General features: G+C 38.8%; 1 protein-coding gene. It reads left to right on the top strand.

What is annotated here, in order from left to right; genetic code table 11:
- On the top strand, nt 1–167 hold a 167-nt coding region (locus IQR33_RS15610; protein ID WP_193843823.1), incomplete at its 5' end, for a helix-turn-helix domain-containing protein.
- Between the last annotated feature and the right edge of the window lie 1101 nt (nt 168–1268).

Genomic DNA, 1268 nt, shown 5'->3' with positions numbered 1-1268 from the left:
GGCGCTTACGTGTGCGATATTTACATTCTATGGAGTTGCTGCGTAAAGGGCAGACCGTAAAAGAAGTCGCTCTGACGTTAGGTTATAACCAAGCTAGCCCTTTTATCGCGATGTTCAAGAAATACTCCGGCATGACACCGGAGCAATACAAGAATCGATTGTTATAGCTGAGCGATTATGTAATTTAAGCCGATACATCAACTGAAATCTAGAGTGATTTTACAATGTTCGACTAAGCTAAGAAATCATCTCGCGAACGCAACAGGGCAAGTTCATGAGTTGGAAAAACGATATCATGAATTTTGAGCTATTTAATCTATCTTTCACTTCAAAGATGTTATTTCTCCATCTTTCACTACTTGTTTAACAATGGAGGGCTGACGCTCTCATGATTTGGGTAACAGAACAAAATAACCAGCCTACATTTTTTGAAAATTTATTTACCCCATTCGATGGGACTAATTTAGTGCGTGAAGCTTGGAGCGAATACATTCACTGGTGAACTTAGTTTTATGCCGAAGAGGTCTTAGCCCAGGGCATAAACCTATTACTTAAGTACGCTTAAAGAGGATATAGATATTAGATTATGGTACTTATGACATAGCAGAGTCTTTAAAGTGTGCTACGACGCTCAGTGATGTGAAGAGAAGGGATAGTCTTTTAGGAAAGTATATATTAATGGCTAATTGTCAAGAATTCTTTAGTTCAAACAAGTACTGGCATAAAGGAGACTTCTACAAAAATTTTTTCAGAGGCCGTTCCATATTGAATTAAAGGCACTAAGTCTGAAAGGTCTAGGCTAAATAAAGGTAGCGAAAATTACGCGATGATAAGGGAATTGAATAAAATCTCGAGATAGATATCGCCTGAAGCTTAATGTGTTGTTTAAGAATCCACTTCGGCTATACAGTTGTGTCCTTTAACTAAATGAAGTAGCAATATACACAATGAAACAACACATAAACTTGATTAAAGATCAACTACGGGAGGGGGAGTATATACGAATTTATCATCACGGAAATAGATATGATGGATGAACGTGAGGTTGAAAAGACCAGAAAGCTTAATTGAGGTCACTGTTTCCTATTCTTCTTTTTCGCAACATATCTCTGGCCGTAGCAAACGTGGCTTCTTTCGCGTTAGGATTTTCGGCCTATGCAAGTCTTTTCTTTCTGTCACTGTATCTACAACAAGCGCAAGGCGATACGCCACTGGAAGCTGGGTGGCATCTGATGCCTCAATTTGTGGTAATGGGGGTAACATCATTG

The organism is Vibrio sp. OPT46, assembly GCF_015163535.1.
GTDB classification, from domain to species: Bacteria; Pseudomonadota; Gammaproteobacteria; order Enterobacterales; family Vibrionaceae; genus Vibrio; species Vibrio alginolyticus.
This window is presented reverse-complemented; position numbering and strand designations above follow the sequence as displayed.